Below are 17,350 nucleotides of genomic sequence, written 5' to 3' on the forward strand. Positions count from 1 at the left end.
GTCTTTGAATACGGCAGAACACGTTCATTTCATCGGAATCGGCGGTTACGGAATGAGTGCCATTGCCCGCGTTATGCTGGAAATGGGCTATAAGGTGACCGGGTCCGATGTCGCTAGGCAAGAATTAACAGAGAAGCTTGCAGCCAATGGTGCCAGCATCTATATCGGTCATCAGCCTGAGCATGTGAAGGGCGCGGATTTGGTTGTGTATTCCACGGCGCTGTCTAAGGACAACGTGGAACGGAAAGCGGCCGAGGAGCTTAACATTCCTGTACTGCACCGCTCGCAGATGCTGGCTAGATTGATGAATGCAGGCAAAGGCATTGCAGTAGCCGGCGCACACGGAAAAACAACGACTTCTTCGATGATCGCACTCGTTATGGAATCCTGCGATGCAGATCCAACCTACATTATTGGCGGTGAAATCGTCAACGTAGGCACTAACGCAAAAGCAGGGAAGGGCGAATACGTCGTGGCAGAAGCGGATGAGAGTGACGGCTCCTTCCTTCACTACCATCCGACGCTCGCTATCGTGACGAATATCGAGCCCGATCATCTGGAAAATTATGACGGCGACTTCGGCAAGCTCAAGGCGGCTTACGTGCAATTTTTGCAGCAGGTGAAAGCGGACGGAAAAGCGATCGTATGCGCGGATGACGAGACGGTTAACGAACTGATCCCGCAGGTATACAAAGGCGTTATTGACAAATCGCAGCTTGTTACCTACGGCATTGAAGGCGATGCGGATTATAAAGCCCAGAACATTGTGCTTGGAGACCGTAAGGTAGCCTTCACGATGACGTACAAAGGCGCAGAGCTCGGCAAGGTTGAGCTGTCCGTCCCAGGCTTGCACAATGTGTATAATGCAATGGCAACGGTCATCACTTGTTTGGAATCGGGTCTTTCTTTCGACAAGATTGCCGTAGCCATTCAATCCTTCAGGGGAGCTAAACGCAGATTTCAAGTGCTTGGCGAAATCAATGATATTTTGGTTATCGACGATTATGCCCATCACCCAACTGAAATCAAAGCGACAATTAGCGCGGCAAAAGCGACGGGGAAACGCATCATTGCGGTATTTCAGCCACAGCGGTATACGCGTACCTTCTTTTTGTTCGAGCAGTTTAGCCGTGCATTCCCGGAGGCGGATGAAGTCATTATTACCGACATTTACTCGCCGGCTGGCGAGCTTCAAATAGAGGGCGTGACCTCGCTTAAGCTTGTAGAGCTTATCAAGAGCAACAGCAATTCGAACACCACGTATTTGCCGACAAAGGAAGAAGTGCTCGATTATTTGACTGCACGCGTCGTACCTGGCGATCTCGTCATTACGATGGGAGCAGGCGATATTTGGAAGGTAGCGGATTTGCTTGCCAAATCATTGAAGTCGAATCAATAAACGATAAAGCCCGATGATTCCTCGCTGGAGTCATCGGGCTTTTTGAATTCCAGTGGGGCATCAGCCATATTCTTCCTTTCTCCGTTCGGTCTAAATCTCGTAAAACTCTCATAGAATGATACGAGTTGAAAGGGACAAGGAGTGGATGGAATGACGCAAAAAAATCGGATAACCTATCGTTTCGATCGCAATGGACAAGCTGTAACGGGAGATGGCAACAGCCTCGAGAAGCAGCGGGATGTCTCTGAGAACAAACCCGATGAAGCAGGCAGCACGGCTCCTCAGGTTAATAGATTGCCTAAAAAGAACGTAATTCCCCTATATCCAACCACGGAACAGCATTCTATGAGCGAGGTCAGCCCTTGGAACAGCCCCTTTCAAGAGGATATCGCCGCTCTGGAGGAACTGATTCGGAACGCGGATACCGTGCCGGCAGCTAACAATGTGAAAGCAATCAAACAAGCAGTTATACCGCCTATCGAGAGAATAGAAAAAGAAGATCCGTACAAGGACGAGCTGTATTTGGTGAAAAAAGAAAAAAAGGCCATAGATGAAGAAGCGGCTTTCCCCGTTCATGAGGAGCTGGATGACATTCAGGCTCATGCAGAAGAGCGAATATACGAGGAGCCGCGTAGAGGAAAAGCGCAATACTCGAGAATTAAGAGAGGCTCGTCCGCACCTTCATGGTTTAATGTCTTTTTGTCGGTAGCAGCAGCGCTTGCAACGGGAGCGCTATTTGGTTATTTGCTGCTGTCCTTATTTACAGGGGCTAGCCTTTTTCCTAGCGAAGCAGGCAATAAGCCGGATGCTCAACCTGTCACTGGCAGTGTCGCAGCTGGTGATAAAGGATCGGAGACCGGAGCAATCGACAAAAATAGTGATACGTCTAAACCGGCAACGGTGGATGGCTCTGGCGGGCAGCAAGGCAGCACAGCTGCTACAATCAGCCTGACAGGGCTGGAGCATACTTATTTCATGCTGCAATTCGGCGTTTTCAGCAATACGGAGGGGAAGGATGCCGCGCTTGATCAGCTTGCTAAGCAAGGATTGGCGGCGGCGGCTATGACGAGCGCTAAGGATTACCGAGTCTATGCGGGATTGGGAAGCGACCGCAAGCAGGCAGAAGCAATCAAGGGTTTGCTGCCGGAGATCGAATTATACGTCAAAGAAGTAACGATCGATACCCCTGGCAAGCTGCCATTCACAGGTGATTCCGCTGTCGCACAGCGCTTCTTTGAACAGACTGGTATACTCGTCCAAATGCTGGATGAATTGACATTGGCTCAATTGGAGCAGCCGACGTTCAATCCCTTGAGTAAAACAGCAGCAAGCTCCTGGCAAGCAGAGCATAAAGAATGGACCGAAAATGCGGCAGCGATGCGAATAGGTATAGGTGACGCGGATGGAAAGGCCTATCTGGAGCAGATCATTCAAGCTGTTAATTCGGCTGCAGAATCAATGGTAGAGTATGATAAGAAGCCCTCACAAGCTCACTTATGGTCTTCGCAAACTGGAATTATGCGGGCAGTCATCGCACAGAAAGAATGGTTTGAGTCCATCAGCGCATTGTAAACGAATAGGTTCATGCGTATAATGGTCTTAGGTGTCATTTCATGGCGAGAGGCGTTGAAAGATGAAGAAAAACGGCTGGATCCTTCTCATTTTTATCATTCTTGGCTTATTAGCCGGCGCATTAGTCGCGCGGTGGTTGGCCCCCGTTCCAGGCATATCATTTCTAACCAAACCAATTGAGGCTTCATGGTCTCCCGCCATTGATCTATATGTGCTCAGTTTCAACCTAGCGCTTCATCTGCAATTCAGTTTGTTCAGCTTAATTGGAGCTGTAATTGCAATATGGTTGTACCGCAAAATGTAGAGAGACGGCCATTGACCGCTTAAGGAAAGCATGAAGGAGAAGCAATAATTTGATGGCTTATAACCAATTACGCAACGAAGCGTTCAGCCAGCTCGTCCTGGCCTCTTCGTCACCGCGCCGGAAAGAACTGGTCGCATCGCTGGACCTTTCTTTGCCGGTTTATATTTTGTCTACTGATACGGATGAAACGATCGAAGCAGGCTGGTCCCCGGCGCAGGCCGTGGAGACGCTTAGTCTTAGAAAAGCAAAAGCTGCGATTCCAATGCTGCAACAAAAGCAACAGGTTCCAACGTCTTTAATTATTGGCGCCGACACCATTGTGGTGCTTGATGGTGAAGTGCTCGGCAAGCCAGCCGACGAGGAAGAAGCCATGTCGATGCTGCGGCGCCTACAAGGGCGAACCCATGAGGTGTTTACAGGTGTCGCGCTTGTCGTTTCTTCTACTTCTGAAGCTGTTGTTGCGCATCGCATGACGAAGGTCACGATGAAGTCCCTTACCGAGGATCAGATCAAAAGATACGTGGCAACAGGCGAGCCGCTCGATAAGGCGGGCTCATACGGTATTCAAGGCTTGGGAGCTACGATGGTTGACCACATTGATGGCTGCTATTTCAACGTTGTAGGGCTTCCGTTGTCGCTATTGTCCGACATGCTGGCCTCCTTTGATATCGCAGTAATCTAAAGGATGTTTTGCAGCGCCGTTCGGATTTTTTTTCAAAAATTAGGCAGGCTATAAACAAACCAATAGGGAGAAGGCGGGATTGGGACATGTTGCCGCAACCGATGATTTTGCGTGATGTCCCCCATGAAGAACGTCCGAGAGAGCGCATGATGAAATATGGGGCAGAAGCACTTAGCCATACCGAATTGTTAGCGATATTGCTCCGTACGGGTACGCAGCGTCAATCTGCTGTGCATCTGGCAGGGACGATATTAAAACAATGCGGCAGCTTGCGTAACCTGATGGATATGAGCATGGAAGAGATGACGTCCATTCGCGGAATTGGCCCAGCCAAAGCGATTCAGCTTCGTGCGGGAATTGAGCTGGGCAAAAGAATTTCACGGAGTCAAATGGGCGAAGCGATTATCGTCCGCAAGCCCCAGGATGCAGCGGATTATGTGATGGAGGATCTTCGCTATTTGAAGAAGGAGCACTTCGTTTGCTTGTTTTTAAACACCAAAAATCACATTATTGGACGCGAAACCTTGTCCGTTGGTACGCTCAATGCATCGCTTGTTCATCCCCGTGAAGTCTTTCGCGCAGCCATCTCCCGCAGCAGCGCATCTATTATTTGCATTCATAATCACCCAAGCGGCGATCCAACGCCAAGCCCGGAGGATATCACATTAACGCGGCGCTTGGCGGAGGCCGGCCAGCTAGTCGGAATAGAAGTGCTTGATCATCTCGTAATTGGCGACGGAAGATTCGTAAGTTTGAAGGAACAAGGACATATGTAATATAATAAAGTGATGTGGCAATTAGAAGGGAGCAACAACATGTTTGGTGGTTTTTCGAAAGATTTAGGTATTGATTTAGGTACTGCAAATACGTTGGTATTCGTCAAAGGCAAGGGAATCGTCGTAAGAGAGCCTTCCGTAGTGGCCCTTCGTACAGATACAAAAACAATCGAAGCAGTTGGCGAGCAGGCCAAAAAAATGATCGGCAGAACGCCAGGCAACATCCGCGCTGTTCGTCCAATGAAAGACGGCGTGATCGCCGATTTCGAAACGACGGCTACGATGATCAAATATTTTATTCGTCAAGCACAGAAGCAGCGCTCTTTATTCCCACGTCATCCAAACGTAATGGTTTGTGTGCCTTCAGGCATTACAGCGGTAGAAAAACGGGCAGTAGAGGATGCAACCAAGCAAGCCGGAGCTCGTGAGGCTTATACAATCGAGGAGCCTTTCGCAGCTGCAATCGGGGCTGATTTGCCAGTATGGGAGCCGACAGGCAGCATGGTTGTCGATATTGGCGGCGGTACAACAGAAGTAGCGGTCATCTCCTTGGGAGGCATCGTTACCGCGCGTTCCATTCGCGTGGCGGGCGATGAAATGGATGAGGCGGTTACGCAATACATCAAGCGGCAATACAATCTTATGATCGGCGAGCGCACCGCGGAGCAGCTCAAGATGGAGATTGGCTCAGCGCTCCCGTTTGAAAAGCCTGAGACGATTGAAATTCGCGGACGCGATCTTGTATCGGGCTTGCCTAAGACGCTGGCTATTACATCCGATGAAATTACAGAGGCATTGGCAGATACTGTTAATGCGATCGTTGACGCTGTGAAAGTTACGCTTGAGAAGTGTCCGCCTGAGCTGTCAGCCGATATTATGGATCGCGGAATCGTGCTTACGGGCGGAGGCGCCTTGCTGCGCAACCTGGACAAGCTGCTGCAGCGGGAAACAGGCATGCCGGTTATCGTTGCGGACAATCCGCTGGACTGCGTAGCGATTGGAACAGGCCGCTCGCTTGATAATATTCATCTCTTCAAAGCAAGAAGCTCAGCATCTCGTTCGAGACGCTAAATTAGGTCCGCTGGGATACGGATATGAAATGGGCAGGTGATCGAGCTGTTTAAGCTAATGCGGAATAAGCGTATGTCTATGCTTATGATCGGATTTATATTGTGCATAGCGGTCATCGGCTTTTCGCTAAGTGACCGTAAGGAATTATCATGGCCGGAGAAGTTTTTGAAGGATACGGCAGCATACGTGCAGCAATGGTTTTACAAGCCCGCTGGTTCTATAGCGGGCTTCTTTGAGGATATCGGCAATCTCCGTACAATCTATGAGGAGAATGAGCGGCTTCGTCTTACCGCTGCCGCCTACTCTCGAGAGAAGATCAATTACAATTTCGTAGAAAAAGAGAATAAGCGCCTTCAGGAAGAGCTGGATTTCACAAAAGCCCAGAAGCAAATGAATGATTATAATTTTTTAATCGCGCAGGTTATCTCTGTCAGCAATGACGCTAACAATCGGACATTGACCATTAATCTGGGCTCCAAAAACGGCATTAAGCCGAATATGGCGGTCACGACGATTAAAGGGCTGATCGGCTTGGTAAGTTCGGTTACGCCATACACTGCGGCTGTGACTCCGATTACGGAGCTTGATGAATCTTCACCGACATTCAATCTGATTGCGGTAACGATCATGGGTCGCGAGGATGAGTCTTTCGGTATATTGAGCAGCTATAATAAGGAAACGTCCAGGCTTCTCATGACCAAAATCGCAGAGACGGATAAAATGACCATTCAGGATACCGTAATCACCTCGGGTTTGGGCGGTGTGTATCCAAGAGGTCTGGTTGTCGGTACGTTGGAATCGAAGCAGCTAGGCGATTTTGGGCTTACATACACGGCATCGGTTGAACTAGCAGCCAGCTTTGACCACTTGACCGAGGTGTTTGTCGTTCAGGTGCCTGAACTGGAGGCTGCCGATCAATGAGCATGAACCGAATCATCCTGCTAATGATTCTCCTTTTCGTCATTGAGGGAGCGGTAATTCCGTGGATTGTTCCAGCGGGCTTCGGACATCGGATCATTCCTCACTTTGTTTTCGTCATGGTCATTTTCTCTGGATTGTACAGCCGCCGGCATCTGGCCCTGCTGCTTGGCGTCAGCTTCGGCTTGCTGCAGGATATCGTTTATTTTGGCCATTTACTCGGCATTAACGCTTTTATTATGGGTCTTATGGGATATTTCACAGGCGTTCTACTTGAGCGCCGCCGTTCCACGATTATGATGGCGATTTCGATTATCGGCTTCGCATGCCTTCTTTACGACAGCGTTATTTATTTTGTATACAGCGTGTTTCGAATTACGAATGAAAGCTACGCATGGGCACTTATCGATTATATTCTTCCAAGCTTGTTTCTTCAGCTAGCGTTCGCGCTTGCCTGTTACGTGCCGACAAGAAAGCTGTTTGAAGGCCAGACTGGCGTGAAGGCGGAGAAGGATGATGAATAAAATAATGGCGCAGGCAGGATTTTGTTAGTCGCATCAAGAATCCATTAGGTTGGGGAGGGACGAACGTGACCGATAAGCAGCATATAATTATAAAAGGTGTAAAAGAAGGTCTCGTGTTCCTTCTCGACGATAAATGTGAATTCGCGACGCTACTTGATGAATTGCAATACAAGCTGGAGAAGACGCATCAGCAGCTGCTCACAGGCCCGCTCGTACATGTACACGTAAAGCTCGGCTCAAGGCAACTATCGGATGATGACAAGGATCGAATCAAAAGCGTGATTCGGTCACAAGGAAATCTGATGGTCCAATCCGTTGAGTCAGAAGCGCTGAAGGTTGATTTGACGCAAGGGGATCAGCCAAATCTTCAGGTGCTTACGTCTATCATTCGTTCGGGACAAACCTATGAGCATGACGGGGATTTACTTTTAATCGGCGATTTGAATCCAGGCGGCACTTTGATGTGCACAGGTGACATTTATGTGCTGGGCGCTTTGCGCGGCACAGCGCATGCGGGTATCGGAGGAAGAACGGACGTCATTATCGCGACTTCGCTCATGAAGCCGACCCAGCTTCGCATTGCGGATATAATCAGCAGACCGCCAGAGGAATGGATGACCGGCGATGCTTCAATGGAGTTCGCCTTCTTAAGCGAAGGCAGAATGCAAATCGATAAGCTAGCGCAATTATTCCGCATACGGCATAATCCTATCATGTTTAAGGGAGTGTAGAATATGGGAGAAGCGATTGTTGTAACATCAGGTAAGGGCGGCGTCGGCAAGACGACCACCTCGGCAAACCTGGGTACCGCGCTAGCTTTGCTTGGCAAGAAAGTATGCATGGTGGATACCGATATCGGACTTCGTAACCTAGACGTGGTCATGGGACTCGAGAACCGGATTATTTACGATTTGGTAGACGTTGCCGAGGGCCGTTGCAGATTGAATCAAGCACTCGTCAAGGACAAGCGCTTTGATGAGTTATATATGCTTCCAGCTGCACAGACGAAGGATAAGGACTCCGTTACGCCAGAGCAGGTTAGAAATATGATATTGGAACTCAAGAAGGACCATGACTACGTTATCATAGATTGTCCAGCCGGTATTGAGCATGGCTTTCGGAACGCAATTGCTGGGGCAGACCGCGCTATCGTCATTACAACTCCGGAGAATGCTGCCGTACGTGATGCCGACCGAGTTATCGGCTTGCTCGAACAAGAAAAAATACCAAGCAAGCTGATTATTAACCGCATTCGCCAAAACATGATGAAAACGGGCGAAATGCTTGATATTGATGAAATCTGTCAAGTGCTGGCTGTTGATCTTGTGGGTATTGTGCCCGATGATGAAAAAGTAATTTCTGCCGCAAACAGCGGAGAGCCGACGGTTATGAATCCGGCTTCGCGTGCCGCTATCGCCTACCGGAATATTGCGCGCCGCATCTTAGGCGATATGGTTCCACTCATGCTGCTTGATGAGAAGGCGGGAGCGTTCAAGCGCTTCCGTAAGTTCCTTGGAATAGGATGATTACGATTTGCTTAACAAACTAAAAAAGCTGGATTGGGGAATTTTGATTATTTTAGTATTCCTCATGGTGATCAGCACGGTTGTTATTCATAGCGCTACTGCCAACTTCCCCAAATATGCCGGTTCGGACGTTAAACAGCTTATCTTTTACGGCATGGGTTTTTTTATTGCTATCGCAGCAACGTTGTTCGATTACCGCATTGTGCTTAAGAGCTGGCATGTGCTCTACGGCATCGGCGTTTCCATGCTGATTCTTGTCTATTTCTTCGGTGCAGTCATCAATGGCGCAAGAGGATGGTTCAAGCTCGGCACCATGTCCTTTCAGCCAGCCGAGATCGTCAAGATTGTGCTTATTATCGGGATTGCCTACATTATGGGACGCAGACAGGGCGAGCGCCTTACCTTCATGAAAGACCTGCTTCCGATTGCAGCCTTTTCGTTTCTTCCCTTCTTGCTCGTTATGATTCAGCCTGACCTAGGAAATGCGATTATTTACTTGGTTATCGTGCTCGGGATGCTCTGGATTGGGAACGTAAAGTATACGCATGTCATTGCGGGCCTTGCTGTCGTCGTTGCCGGTCTAGTGCTGTTCGTTTCTTTATTTAATACTTTTAATCAGGAAATCTTCGATTATTTGGATGATAGGGATATGGGACATTGGCATAAGCGGATCAACACGTTTATCAATCCAGAGACTGCGACTGCAAATGACAAGCATCAATCAGAGAATGCGCAAATTGCGATCGGATCGGGCGGTTTGAGCGGTGATGGTTATTTGCAAGGGGATATGAAAAATGGAGGCTTCGTTCCGTACCCGTATTCGGACTCGATATTTGTCGTAATCGGTGAGGAATTCGGTTTCCAAGGCTCGGCTATTCTCCTGCTGCTCTATTTCCTGCTCATCTACCGAATGATTATAATCGCTTTCAAATGTTATGATTTGCGTGCTTCGTTTATCGTAATCGGCATTGTTTCCATGTATGTATTCCAGGTGTTTCAGAATATCGGAATGATGATTGGGATTATGCCGATAACGGGGATTACGCTGCCCTTTGTAAGCTATGGCGGGACATCGCTTTTGCTTAATATGCTGTCGATAGGGCTTGTTTTCAGCATCAAGGCGCATCAAGAAAAATACGAGCTGGCCGATTGAGGCTTTGCTACAGATAAAGCTGCTTCTGAGACGGATTTGATCCGTATCGGGGCAGTTTTTTATCGTTTGGAGGTTCGCATACTTGTCTCTCTCCCCACATATCCATGTATAAAGAAACAAGCTGTCGCAAGGACGTTGGAAGCGGGGAGGAATTTGATATGCGGAAAAAGGTTAACGAAGAGCATGTGTATGTTTTGGCAGACGAGACAGAAGAGCTTGACCCGGAGGTTGTCTGGAAAACGAATCCGAACCCATGGGCGAGCTGGAGCGACGACAAGGGGTTTATGGATAATAAAAATTTTGTGAAGCCTCCGGATCTGACGAATAAAAAAGACCCGAATTTCGGAAAAAACAAGCATTCCTTCCGCAAAGAGCTGAAATGGAAGCTGGTCATTGCCATTATGCTTTTTGGAGCGGTCTGGGCTATGTTCCATTATGATACGTCGTACACGCTTAAGGGACAAGCGCTTGTCAAAGAGGCGCTTTCCGATGAAATCGATTTTGCGGCAGCAGCCGCATGGTACAAGGATACGTTTGCTGGAGCCCCTTCGTTTATCCCCATTTTCAAGGATAATAGCGAGTCAGCGATTGGTGCGGATGGAACCGTCAAGCTGCCGATTGTGGCACCGCTTGAGGGAGGCTCCTTGGTTAGAACCTTTGCAGAGCTGTTGAACGGGATTGAGCTGGCAGGGGGATCGGAAGAGCAGGTTGTCGCTGCTGAGACGGGACGCGTTCTGCTGCTGACGGATAAGGATGATAACAAGGGCACGACGATCCTCATCCAACACGCAAACCAGCGCGTTACCGTATATGGGCTGCTTGGCAAAGCAGAGGTGAGTGTCAATGATTGGGTAGAGGCCGGCGATCCGATCGGCAGGCTGTTAAAGGCAGAGGGCTCGCAGCCGAGCTTACTTTATTTTGCAGTGAAGCAGAATGATCAGTATATCGATCCAGTGGGCGTGATACCGATTGATTAAATGGAAAGGTATCGTATGGTCGGTTCATCCGCTGTTTGTCATCATTATGCTTGGATCGGTCATGACGGGGTACTTCGCCGAGCTCATTACCTTATTTTTACTCGTACTGGTGCATGAGCTTGGTCATGTATTCGTAGCGCTCGGCTACGGATGGACGGTACGGGAAGTCAAGCTGCTCCCGTTCGGCGGCGTGGTTGAGGTAGAGGAGGCAGGCGGGCTGCCGGCGAAGGAAGAAGCGATCGTGGCGATAGCAGGTCCGCTGCAAAATGTTTGGATGGGGCTCGCTGCGTGGACATGCGGGCAGCTTGGCCTTTGGGACCTTGAATGGGCGACCTATGTATGGAAGGCGAATCTGATGATCGGCTTGTTTAATCTGCTCCCCATACACCCGCTTGACGGAGGCAAGCTGCTGCAGGCAGCTTTGAGCTATACTGTGAATTATTACAAAATGCTGCTATGGTCTGCACGCATCAGCATGTTATTTAGTCTGCTGATGATTGCAGCGTCGCTTCTTCCATGGCTGCTGCGCACCAGCGGTATACAGCTCAACCTGCTTATCGTTGGCATCTTTCTTGTTATGACCAATTGGACGTATTACCGGAACGTTCCTTTTTTATTTTATCGTTTCCTGATGTACCGCGAACGCATATCGCTGCATGCGCTCTCGAAGGGCCATATTGCGAGCCCGATTATCGTAAACGGACGGCAATCTATAATCTCGGTTGCTAGATTGTTTCAACGGGAAAGGTATCATTTAATTTATATGCTTGAAGCAGGCAGCAAGGAAGTAAAAGTGCTGCCGGAACAAAAAATTGTCGAAGGCTGTTTGTCTGAAAATAATCCCAATCGTGCAGTGTCGGAACTTTTCAGTTAAAATAGATGAAAAGCGTACTGGCAGGTGATACTCGGGTATGAAGCAAATGTTGATGCATGTACAGGGCGAGATGCTGCAAACCGCTGTGCTTGCGAACGGCCGCCTAATCGATTTTTTTATGGAAAAGACGAAAGCAAGCAGCATGGTCGGCAATGTGTATAAAGGACGAGTGGTTAATGTGCTGCCGGGTATGCAGGCTGCCTTCGTAAATATTGGATTAGCCAAAAATGCATTTTTGTATATTGATGAGCTGCTTCACCCGCATTTGGAAAAACAGCCCGCTTTAAAACCGATGATCCAGGATTTAGTCAAACCGGGACAAGAGCTGATCGTACAGGTGATGAAGGAGCCTCTCGGCGGCAAGGGCGCGCGTGTCACCACCCATTTCTCACTGCCTGGCCGATGGCTTGTGTATATGCCAACCGCTGATTATGTGGGCGTATCCAAAAAAATTAGCATAGAGGGCGATCGCGCACGATTGCGTGCCATCGGAGAAAAGCTGAGGCAAGGCGAGGAAGGCATTATACTGCGCACGGCTGCAGGCGGCGAAAGCGAGCAGTCCCTTCACGGCGATATCGTACAGCTCAGAGAGTTGTGGCAGGATATCGTTAATCGAGGCGAAGAAGCAGCCGTACCTTCCGAGCTGCATCGTGAAGCCGGGTTATTAAGAAGAGCGGTCCGCGACACGCTGACGATGGATATGGATGAAATTTGGATAGATGACGGCGAGCGGTTCGCTGAGGTATCCGCGCTGCTTGAGGAGATGACGCCCCAGCTTCGCAAGCGGTTGAAGCGATATGAGCATAAGAAGGGCCAGCCCTTATTCGATGCTTACCGCGTGACCGATCAAGTTAGGAAAGCCTTCGACCGCAAAATTTCGCTGGAATGCGGCGGTCACCTCATATGGGAAGAGACGGAAGCGCTGACGGTTATCGATGTCAACACGGGGAAGTTTATCGGATCCTCGGGCCTTGAGGATACGGTATTCCATACCAATATGGAAGCTGCGGATGAAATTGCGAGATTGCTGAGAGTGAGAGACGTAGGCGGCATTATTATCGTTGATTTTATAGATATGGGATTGGACAACCACCGTGAGCAAGTGATGCACAGGTTGATGGAGAAGACTCGCAGCGACCAAACGAAATGCACGATTCTCGGCTGGACCAAGCTTGGGCTTATGGAGATGACTCGCAAGAAGGCGCGTGAAACAGCCGTACATTTGCTGACTGAACGATGCTCTTCCTGTGGCGTGATTATAAATAAAAAAGATGTAAGGCCAATAAATAGCAAATGAATAGCAAATGAATAGCAAGCAGACTAGGCTCGCGATTGTTGCGGGTTTTTCTTTTTTTTGAACGGCAAGCGGTACTGAGTGTGTGTTTGTCTAGTAAAGTCAGGTGTAATTGTACAACCGATCTAAATAAATCGCCGTTTTTTTGCTGGATCAATTGATATAGCTTGCATAGTATGGTACACTCTTTGGGTGTGTGTCTCGTGCCTCAGTGGAATGAGATGTACAAGTACCGCTCCGATTGGGTATACAAGCGTATGCGGCGCAAGCTGCAGACCACCTGAATTAGGCGAGTCTTCGAAAATAAGGAGGTGCACCAACAATGTTCGCAATCATCGTAACAGGCGGAAAGCAATACAAAGTTCAGGAAGGCGATGTTATCTACATCGAGAAACTGGATTCTGAAGCAGGCGAAAGCGTAACGTTTGATCGTGTTTTGGCGGTTTCTAAAGGTGACGGTCTTGTAACTGGAACTCCGGTAGTATCCGGCGCTACAGTAACAGGTAAAGTCGAGAAACAAGGCAAATCCAAAAAAATCATCGTTTACAAATACAAAGCCAAAAAGAACTACCGTCGTAAGCAAGGTCATCGTCAACCGTTCACAAAAGTAACAATCGAGAAAATCCAAGCGTAAGCGGGATTTCCATGATAACCATTACTTTTGTACGAAGAGCCGCTGACAGACGCATCGTATCATTCGCAGTCGAAGGACATGCTAAATATGCGAAGCCCGGCAAAGATATTGTTTGTGCGGGAGTATCGGCCGTTTCGGTAGGTACCGTCAACGCGATCGAAGCTTTAGCAGGAGAAGAGCTGCCTGCCAAGATGAAGAACGGCTGGCTGTCGTCGGATATTCCGACGCTGGCGGACGAGGCTTCGGATGGCCGGATGCAGCTGCTGCTGGAATCGATGGCGGTTATGCTTGACACTATCGCAAAATCATACGGCAAGCATGTCGTCATTCATGAACTTCTTAATGCGTAAGCTTTCGAAGTAGGTTTGCTCCGCAAGCCTTAATGTCCATGCTTCCGAAGCAGGTTTGCTCCACAAACCTTTAAGAAGGAGGGAATAACTATGTTGAAACTGAATCTTCAGCTTTTTGCTTCGAAGAAAGGTGTTGGTTCCACGAAAAACGGACGTGACTCGCAGTCGAAGCGCCTTGGCGCTAAACGTGCTGACGGTCAAACCGTTTCGGCTGGAAGCATTTTGTTTCGCCAACGCGGAACAAAAATTCACCCAGGAACTAACGTAGGCATCGGGAAAGACGATACGCTTTATGCAAAAGTAGAAGGCGTAGTGAAGTTCGAACGTTGGGGACGCGACCGCAAAAAAGTGAGCGTGTATCCAGCTGTTCTAGCTCCGGTAGCTGCTGCAGTAGAAGCTTAATACAACATTATATATGCACCAAGCCCCGGCCTGCATCGCTAGGCCGGGTTTTTTTGTTTCAAGGCTGATGACCGTGGGACGACCGCATGATATACTGGATAAGTAAGTAAAAACGCCATCGGCGAACTCTGTATGCTGAATTAGCTTTGCCGGAGAAATATAAGATAAGGATATGGAAAAGGTATGCTTTCTTATGTTTTCGGGAAATACGATGAAAGTAGGTTTAATCGATGGGACGCTTAACAAAGGCGAAATATTACGCGGCAGGCACTGTCATATTGCCTTGTGCCGCAGTATTTATTTGGCCCACTAAAGTGTGGTTAACTGCTGTCTTTCTCGTTTGGCTACTAGCTGTTGCAACTTACTGGATACGAACGGAACGGAAAGAGCATGCGGAGCGGACTGCACGGACAATCTTGTCATTGCAAGGATCCGCAATACGAACTCTCAATCATCATCGCCATGACTGGATGAATGACCTTCAAGTGGTATTTGGCTATATCAGGCTCAAGAAGCTGGATAAAGCTGCGGAGTTTGTGGGAAAAATAAGTGAGCGAATGGCTGTGGAGAGCCAAATATCCAAGCTTGGCGTTCCGTCTCTGATCAGCTACATTCAATCCTTTCGCACCATTTCGAATTCGCTGGAGCTGCAGCTCGTCATTATAGGCGATATTCATTTAAACGAATTAACGGCAGATGCCGATCAAATAGCCGAAACGCTCATTCATACGATTAACGCATATCGGTTTGCGGCTAAGCCTGGCTATGGTAATGCTGCTGTTCTTACGCTGGAGCTGTCGCTTGAGAATGATACGCTAAGCGCAACGTTTTTCTACGATGGCGAGTTAATGAATGAACAGCAATGGAAGCAAAAAATACAACAGCAGTTGGAAGGCGCGCCAATGCAGCCGGTCAACTTCGAGCAGCCGTACGCAAAGGTGCTGCTGAGAGCGGAAATGCGCGCATGAACGGGGGCACAACATGTTTGTCGATAAAGCGAAAATATTTGTAAAAGGCGGCGACGGGGGCGATGGAATCGTTTCTTTCCGCCGTGAGAAGTATGTCGAGCAGGGCGGACCTGCCGGCGGCGACGGGGGCCGCGGCGGCGACTTGATTTTTCAAGTTGACGAAGGGCTTCGCACGCTCATGGATTTCCGTTACCAGAAGCATTTCAAAGCAAACCGCGGCGAACGCGGAAAAGTAAAAAGCATGCATGGCGCGGGAGCGGAGGATACGATTGTTCGTATCCCACCAGGAACCGTCATCGTCGATGACGACACGCAGGAGATTATTGCTGACATGACGCGTCATGGTCAGAAGATCGTAATCGCGAAAGGCGGACGAGGCGGACGGGGCAATATCCGCTTCGCAACCCAGAACAATCCGGCTCCTTATATTTCGGAGAATGGAGAGGAAGGGCAAGAGCGCTGGGTTGTACTTGAGCTTAAGGTTATGGCTGACGTAGGTCTGGTTGGCTTCCCAAGCGTGGGCAAGTCGACGCTGCTGTCTGTCGTTTCTGGTGCCAAGCCTAAAATCGGTGCTTATCATTTCACAACAATTACTCCGAATCTCGGCGTAGTGGATGTTGGGGACAGCCGCAGCTTCGTCATGGCGGATTTGCCTGGTTTGATCGAAGGTGCCCATGAAGGCGTAGGCCTTGGTCATGAGTTTCTTCGCCACGTCGAACGGACTCGGGTCATTATTCATGTCATCGATATGTCTGCGTCCGAAGGACGCGACCCGTTCGATGATTGGCTGAAGATCAACGAGGAGCTCGTGCTGTATAACGAGAAGCTTGCGGATCGCCCGCAGATTATTGCAGCTAACAAAATGGACATGCCGGACTCCGCGGAGCAGCTTGAATTGTTCAAGCAGCAGCTTGCAGAGGCAAGGGGTGACCGCCATTATGAAATTCTGCCTATATCCTCGCTGACGAAGCAAGGCATTCAGGAGCTGCTGTACAAAGCGGCTGACGTGCTCGATACGATCTCCGAGGAAGTCGAGATCGAGGATGTCAAGGATGTTGCCGAGCGGAAGGTCTACACGTACGAGAAGCGTGAAGAAACAACCTTCGCGATTCATAAGGAAGACGAAGTGTATGTTATCGTTAGCGAAGGCATCGATAAATACATGAAGCGGATGAATTTGACCTCCTATGACGCGGTGATGCGTTTTGCGCGCACGATGCGTAAAATGGGCGTCGATGCCGAGCTTCGCAAAATGGGTGCAAAAGACGGCGACATGGTGCAAATCGGCGATTTTGCTTTTGAATTCTTCGAGGGCAGCGATTATAATCCGAACGGCTAATAAAGAAAAATTCAAATAACAAGCGAAGACGGCGAAAGCCGTCTTTTCTTATTTGCCTATTGCCCCAAGCCAAATATTTCGATATAATGTCCACTATAGGTGAACAATTGTCTTTTTGAGGAGGACGTATAGTGAATAAACGCTATTATGTCGTTCGAGAGGATATTTTACCGGAAGCGATAATGAAGACGATACAAGTAAAGGAAATGCTGGGACGGGGAGAAGCGGCAACCGTGCACGAAGCGGTTGAACGGGCTGGACTTAGCCGAAGCGCTTTCTATAAGTATAAGGATGGCGTTTATGCGCTCAATGAGCTGGAGAGGGAGCGAATTGCCACGATATCCATGGATTTGGAGCATCGTTCCGGCATGCTCTCGAATGTGCTCAGCGCTGTGGCGTCTCTGGAGGGCAATGTGTTGACGATGAATCAGACCATTCCGCTCCAAGGCTTCGCTAACGTTGTCATATCAGTCGATATTTCGCAGCTTTCCGGGGAACTGTCAACGCTAGTCGATATGCTGCGCAGCCTGCCAGGCGTACGTAAAGCTTCGGTCATCGGACAAGGATAACAGAATGAATAATGGAGG

The 17,350-nt window shown here is 49.0% G+C and carries 20 protein-coding genes and 1 other annotated feature; all 20 genes read left to right on the top strand.

Features of this window, described 5'->3' with window-relative positions:
• Positions 1-4 precede the first annotated feature (4 nt).
• Complete coding sequence (gene murC, locus FHS16_RS01020; protein WP_183557644.1) at positions 5-1,399, top strand: UDP-N-acetylmuramate--L-alanine ligase; 1,395 nt, start codon at positions 5-7, stop codon at positions 1,397-1,399.
• Between the two features lie 150 nt (positions 1,400-1,549).
• Positions 1,550-2,971: an SPOR domain-containing protein gene (locus FHS16_RS01025; protein WP_183557647.1), complete on the top strand. Its 1,422-nt coding sequence runs from the start codon at positions 1,550-1,552 to the stop codon at positions 2,969-2,971.
• 61 nt (positions 2,972-3,032) lie between these two features.
• Positions 3,033-3,275 (top strand): DUF4321 domain-containing protein, encoded by a 243-nt coding sequence (locus FHS16_RS01030; protein ID WP_183557650.1) that lies wholly within the window; start codon positions 3,033-3,035, stop codon positions 3,273-3,275.
• Positions 3,276-3,327: 52 nt separating this feature from the next.
• On the top strand, positions 3,328-3,957 hold the full coding sequence (locus FHS16_RS01035) for a Maf family protein (protein ID WP_183558474.1): 630 nt from the start codon (positions 3,328-3,330) through the stop codon (positions 3,955-3,957).
• A gap of 86 nt (positions 3,958-4,043) precedes the next feature.
• Positions 4,044-4,733 (top strand): RadC family protein, encoded by a 690-nt coding sequence (gene radC, locus FHS16_RS01040; protein ID WP_183557653.1) that lies wholly within the window; start codon positions 4,044-4,046, stop codon positions 4,731-4,733.
• A gap of 39 nt (positions 4,734-4,772) precedes the next feature.
• On the top strand, positions 4,773-5,804 hold the full coding sequence (locus FHS16_RS01045) for a rod shape-determining protein (RefSeq protein ID WP_183557656.1): 1,032 nt from the start codon (positions 4,773-4,775) through the stop codon (positions 5,802-5,804).
• A gap of 72 nt (positions 5,805-5,876) precedes the next feature.
• Positions 5,877-6,725: a rod shape-determining protein MreC gene (gene mreC / locus FHS16_RS01050; RefSeq protein WP_246431519.1), complete on the top strand. Its 849-nt coding sequence runs from the start codon at positions 5,877-5,879 to the stop codon at positions 6,723-6,725.
• Entirely contained in the window at positions 6,722-7,246 is a 525-nt protein-coding gene (gene mreD / locus FHS16_RS01055; RefSeq protein WP_183557662.1) for a rod shape-determining protein MreD, read from the top strand. Before mreC ends, mreD begins: the two co-directional genes overlap by 4 nt.
• A gap of 65 nt (positions 7,247-7,311) precedes the next feature.
• Positions 7,312-7,977, top strand: coding sequence for a septum site-determining protein MinC (locus FHS16_RS01060; RefSeq protein WP_183557666.1), 666 nt, complete (start codon positions 7,312-7,314; stop codon positions 7,975-7,977).
• A gap of 3 nt (positions 7,978-7,980) precedes the next feature.
• Positions 7,981-8,772: a septum site-determining protein MinD gene (minD, locus tag FHS16_RS01065; protein WP_183557669.1), complete on the top strand. Its 792-nt coding sequence runs from the start codon at positions 7,981-7,983 to the stop codon at positions 8,770-8,772.
• Positions 8,773-8,779: 7 nt separating this feature from the next.
• Positions 8,780-9,925: an FtsW/RodA/SpoVE family cell cycle protein gene (locus tag FHS16_RS01070; protein ID WP_183557672.1), complete on the top strand. Its 1,146-nt coding sequence runs from the start codon at positions 8,780-8,782 to the stop codon at positions 9,923-9,925.
• Between the two features lie 158 nt (positions 9,926-10,083).
• Positions 10,084-10,902: a M23 family metallopeptidase gene (locus FHS16_RS01075; RefSeq protein ID WP_183557675.1), complete on the top strand. Its 819-nt coding sequence runs from the start codon at positions 10,084-10,086 to the stop codon at positions 10,900-10,902.
• Positions 10,895-11,776 (top strand): M50 family metallopeptidase, encoded by an 882-nt coding sequence (locus FHS16_RS01080; protein ID WP_183557678.1) that lies wholly within the window; start codon positions 10,895-10,897, stop codon positions 11,774-11,776. Before FHS16_RS01075 ends, FHS16_RS01080 begins: the two co-directional genes overlap by 8 nt.
• Positions 11,777-11,813: 37 nt before the next feature.
• Positions 11,814-13,073 (top strand): Rne/Rng family ribonuclease, encoded by a 1,260-nt coding sequence (locus tag FHS16_RS01085; RefSeq protein WP_183557681.1) that lies wholly within the window; start codon positions 11,814-11,816, stop codon positions 13,071-13,073.
• Positions 13,074-13,287: 214 nt separating this feature from the next.
• Positions 13,288-13,377: a sequence feature (ribosomal protein L21 leader region), on the top strand.
• A gap of 15 nt (positions 13,378-13,392) precedes the next feature.
• Positions 13,393-13,704, top strand: coding sequence for a 50S ribosomal protein L21 (gene rplU / locus FHS16_RS01090; protein WP_138752392.1), 312 nt, complete (start codon positions 13,393-13,395; stop codon positions 13,702-13,704).
• A gap of 11 nt (positions 13,705-13,715) precedes the next feature.
• A complete protein-coding gene (locus tag FHS16_RS01095) occupies positions 13,716-14,054 on the top strand; it encodes a ribosomal-processing cysteine protease Prp (protein ID WP_183557684.1) in 339 nt (112 codons plus the stop codon).
• 90 nt (positions 14,055-14,144) lie between these two features.
• Complete coding sequence (rpmA, locus tag FHS16_RS01100; RefSeq protein WP_053374800.1) at positions 14,145-14,456, top strand: 50S ribosomal protein L27; 312 nt, start codon at positions 14,145-14,147, stop codon at positions 14,454-14,456.
• Positions 14,457-14,686: 230 nt separating this feature from the next.
• The gene (locus tag FHS16_RS01105; RefSeq protein WP_183557687.1) at positions 14,687-15,424 is read left to right on the top strand and encodes a Spo0B domain-containing protein; all 738 of its coding nucleotides are present in this window, start codon (positions 14,687-14,689) and stop codon (positions 15,422-15,424) included.
• A 13-nt stretch (positions 15,425-15,437) separates the two neighbouring features.
• Positions 15,438-16,763: a GTPase ObgE gene (obgE, locus tag FHS16_RS01110; protein WP_183557690.1), complete on the top strand. Its 1,326-nt coding sequence runs from the start codon at positions 15,438-15,440 to the stop codon at positions 16,761-16,763.
• A gap of 131 nt (positions 16,764-16,894) precedes the next feature.
• Positions 16,895-17,332, top strand: a complete 438-nt coding sequence (locus FHS16_RS01115; RefSeq protein WP_183557693.1) for an ACT domain-containing protein — start codon at positions 16,895-16,897, stop codon at positions 17,330-17,332.
• Positions 17,333-17,350: the final 18 nt, after the last annotated feature.

The organism is Paenibacillus endophyticus (genome assembly GCF_014192395.1).
Taxonomy (GTDB): Bacteria; Bacillota; Bacilli; order Paenibacillales; family Paenibacillaceae; genus Pristimantibacillus; species Pristimantibacillus endophyticus.